Source organism: Desmonostoc vinosum (assembly GCF_059505385.1).
This window is the reverse complement of sequence record NZ_JCACKM010000297.1, coordinates 1-3966: the sequence shown is the minus strand read 5'-3', so window position 1 is coordinate 3966 and position 3966 is coordinate 1. Positions and strand designations below refer to the sequence as shown.

The 3966-nt window shown below is 44.1% G+C and carries 2 protein-coding genes and 2 pseudogenes; 1 reads left to right on the top strand and 3 read right to left on the bottom strand.

What is annotated here, in order from left to right; genetic code table 11:
- Positions 1-133 precede the first annotated feature (133 nt).
- From AC5JMF_RS30845 to AC5JMF_RS30835, 3 genes and pseudogenes are all read right to left on the bottom strand, one after another.
- On the bottom strand, positions 134-838 hold the full coding sequence (locus tag AC5JMF_RS30845; protein WP_495799516.1) for a Uma2 family endonuclease: 705 nt from the start codon (positions 836-838) through the stop codon (positions 134-136).
- 306 nt (positions 839-1144) lie between these two features.
- Positions 1145-1600 carry a hypothetical protein gene (locus tag AC5JMF_RS30840; protein ID WP_495799515.1) on the bottom strand — a complete coding sequence of 152 codons (456 nt, stop codon included), beginning with the start codon at positions 1598-1600 and terminating at the stop codon, positions 1145-1147.
- 236 nt (positions 1601-1836) lie between these two features.
- Positions 1837-3195, bottom strand: a pseudogene (locus tag AC5JMF_RS30835) (bifunctional DNA primase/helicase); the annotation flags it as partial.
- Positions 3196-3353: 158 nt separating this feature from the next.
- Between AC5JMF_RS30835 and AC5JMF_RS30830 the strand changes: the two are divergent.
- A pseudogene (locus AC5JMF_RS30830) lies at positions 3354-3911 on the top strand (transposase domain-containing protein); the annotation flags it as partial.
- Between the last annotated feature and the right edge of the window lie 55 nt (positions 3912-3966).

The window sequence follows — 3966 nt, the reverse complement described above, 5'->3', positions numbered from 1 at the left end:
ATAGAACAGGGAGATTTTCTAGAGTAAGAGGTCAAATAGGGGTTTATACTTGGGACGACAAGCTAATAGCAGAATAATAGCGATGCGAGGTGGGCTATTAAATATAAAACCCTGGTTGGTAGCCATTGATAATTTACTTGCGTGCTGCCAAAACTTGTTCGGCAGTCAAATCTAACTGTGGAAAAGTGGAAGAGATGATGCGTTCTTGTCCCCGAAATGTAACAGCATCATAGAATCCTTCTATTAGGGTACATACTGTTACTATCTCTTGAATCGGGTCAACAATCCAATATTCGGGAATTTCCAGAACAGCATACTCAGAACGCTTGCTGCGGTAGTCTGTAGTTTGTGTAGATTCACTGACAACCTCTACTACTAGTATCGGAGGAGTTTCGTTAAGTTCAATCACAGCTTCTCGATTGGCAAGCGCTGACCACTGCGGCGTTGGCAATACTACTACATCTGGAATTCGTGAAGTGTCCCAACGACCCCCTCGTGGCGAACGTACTCCCACAGAAAACTTTTGTGCTGTCCAATTGTTCCCCATGACGGCGATTTCGTCATCAAAGCTTCGTTCTAAAAACTTGGAGATGCCGCCGTGCTTGCCAGTACCAAGACTCATGGGGATTAATTCTCCATCGACCAATTCATATTGAGTATCTGTGCCATCGTTATACTTGAGATACTCTGCAAAAGTAACTTTGTTGCTGGTTGCAGTCATGGCAAGCGCAATCTTCATCCTCTGACTCAATACAGTTATTCTACGATACTGACGAATTACACCGCTGCTAACTAATCGCTCTCCAACCGATTTACAGCCATCTGTAAATAACAGCAACCATCCAGCAGCTTGCGTTTGACAACTGCTCAGGCGATCGCTAAATCAACTAGATTACCTTTGAGAGTACCGCTATCGCTGCCTCATCAATTTTTCGTTTTGCTCCTGGAGCTTTTTTAATTTTTAATAACTCATCTAGGAGTAAAAGTAGCCAAGACACATTTTGCTGCCACGTAAAGCTTGAAAGGCTTGCCATGAAAGAGTTACAGAAATCAAATTGCTCTTTTCATCAAAAAACGGAGAAAACGCTTGTTTTGACAGTACCAATAAAAGTCTAAGTTATTACTAGTGACTGACACCGACTAATCACGCCGCCACTAACCAATCACACACAACTGATTTACAGCCACAGGCAAAGCTAACAATTACTTGCCAGCAACCTTGATACTGGTTCCAAACTGGCTCACCATCAGCAACCCTAACAGCCTCACCGACTTTAGTGACTAGCTGTTGGTAGAATTTGCCAGCGTTCTCTAATCCTTGCTGCAACTTCAGCTTTAGCCCTTTCCAGCTTTGGGACATAGAGCTTGACTCTGCCACCACCGCCTCATAATCGGTTTGGGGGATATCGTGTGGTGTCGTGTCAATAATGGGTGTACTTGTATTTATATTACTGGTGACTGACACCGAATTAGAATTTGCACTTTGACGAGCGCTTTCATCCCGATTTAGCCACCGCTCAAAAATCAAATTGCGTTCATCAGTGGGTGGCACAAATTCATAAACGCTCTCCCGATTCTCACACTTACCAAGCCGAGCCACATACGTTAATCTCAGCCCTATCTTAGCAAGTAACTTTTGTGCGAACGCTACTTCAATTTCCAGATTTCGGCTAGAAGTTTGAGTTATTGTTTGAGAATAAAGCCTTATACACTGATCAAATCAAATACTACCTCGCCTAATGTTTGGGAAAACAGCCCAAAATAGAACCAGTACCATCAATAGCTACCAGAACAATCATCAGTTTTTCTGCTTTTAACTAAGTGGAGTATTTTTACTTAGCCAATCCCCTCCATTGGCAAAACTTCTTCAGACAACAAGGCATAAAACTGCGGTACTAACTCCTCCAACTGCCGCAGTTCACTAACAGCCACTTCCTCCAACTCCAGCACCGCCTCCCAGCGCTTGAGGATACCCTTGACTGCCTCAACTCCATGTCCAATGACATCTTTGAGCATTTGGGCACAATTGCGAATTGCGAAAAGCCGCGGATTGCGAATTGTTTCCAAGTTGGTAGTATCCACCCCTGCACAATGGGGATTTCCTATACCAACAGGGGAGGGGGTGGATACCAAACAATTCGCAATTTCCAGTTCGCTGCTTTTCGCAATTGTTTTAACTGCGAAAAGCAGCGAAAAGCCGCGAGTTGCGAATTGCCTAGCGCGTTTCTGCTCCCGATGAGCAATCACATGTAGGGCAAAGTTCAATTCCTGTTTCGCCAGAGAATAAATCTTCACCTGTTCCCCACGAGGCCCTTCCTTGCGATTTACCAACTTTAGCCCCAACTGCTCGACCAGAGTGGCAAGTAACCAAATAGGCTGACAGTCAGCAGGCACAGTAAAACCAAGAATCGCTTTAATGTGAGCAGCACACTGAATGGCGATTTCAGTCATCCTTACTAAATGAGGATCATCGGCGGTAATTTCTGACCCCGCAACTAAGCGCTTCAATATATCATGCAGTCCTAAATTGAATCGCGCTAACCACTTGGCAGAATAATTCCCCCAATCCATACATAAGGGTAATTTATCCCTCTCCGAATAATCTTTATCCGCAACAATCTTGGGTGGTGCGGGATATTCTCTGTTAGTTTGTGGTTCAACAATTGTCCCACCCGGTTCTGATAATATAGCTTCCATAGAAGCGATCGCCCTAACTAACCTACCCCCCTCATCCTTCTCCACCAGTGACTCAGTTACCTCCATCCCATAAGAGTCTCGAATTCTAAACTTCTCACATTCATAAACTTCTTCAGGTTTCAAGTAATCTTTGCTTTTACGAGCGCGGTACTCGCTTGCAGAAATATCATTAGCTTTATTCACAGCCTGATTGTAGGCACTATCCAAAAGAGCGCCAGCATCAGAGAGGCGTTTTTTGGCATCATGATCATCATCAGTGCCCATTGGTACGATGGTATTGCCCATCGATTCAAGGAGCGATCGCAGTTCGGATCGAAGATTATTAATCGACTGGTGACGCTGGGCTAGAATTTGGCAGTATGCATCCAAAGCATAATCCTTCTCAACTCCCCGCTTACCCGTTCCCCGGTCAATTCGCAGTAAAAAAGCGTTGACTTCATTTGTTTGCAACAACTGCTCTTTTATCTTGGTAGCGTTAGTTTCCTTGTAGCCGAAGGGTCAATACGGTTCGGTTAAGCCAAAAACCAGATAGACTAAGAGTTATCACTCAAGTGTACTGAGATTGAATGCAACTCAAAGAATTCTCACTGCTCTCGCCGACGATTGAATCAGGTACGGTACTCAAAGCGTTAGAAACAGCTATCCCAGCAGAGGCAATTGAACAGGCGCTCGCGCAGACACAGAGTAATGAAGAACGGAGGCGGGCTTTACCGTCACATCTGGTAGTGTGTTTAGTGATTGGAATGAGTTTGTGGTCAAAAGCATCAATGAGAACAGTCCTGAAAAATCTGGTGGATGGCTTAAGTGAGGCTTGGGTAAGGGTTGGGCAGTATTGGCAAGTACCAAAAAACGTTAAATTCAGTGTGGAAAAAGTATTAGAAGATGGCTCCTATCTATCGTGGATTGCTCCTGATGGTAAATCCAAGAAAAAAGGTGGTACAAAAATTATGGTGCGAGTCATTGAATATACTATTGATACTGATGATACCGATGACCAACCGCAGGTTTACCGTTTAATTACCAGTTTGACAGATATTGTCCTATTTCCCGCTTTATTGTTGGCAACGGAATATCATCGTCGTTGGCAAGTGGAAAATACTATTGATGAACTCAAAGTCCACCTTTTAGGACGTAAAACTTTAATTCGTTCTCTCAATCCCCGTGAAGTTGTTCAGGAAATTTATGGTTGGCTGCTTGGACACTGGGCTGTACGTGGGTGAACGAAAAAAGGTGTGGGGGGAGCGTAGTTAGCATATAACATACGCTAAC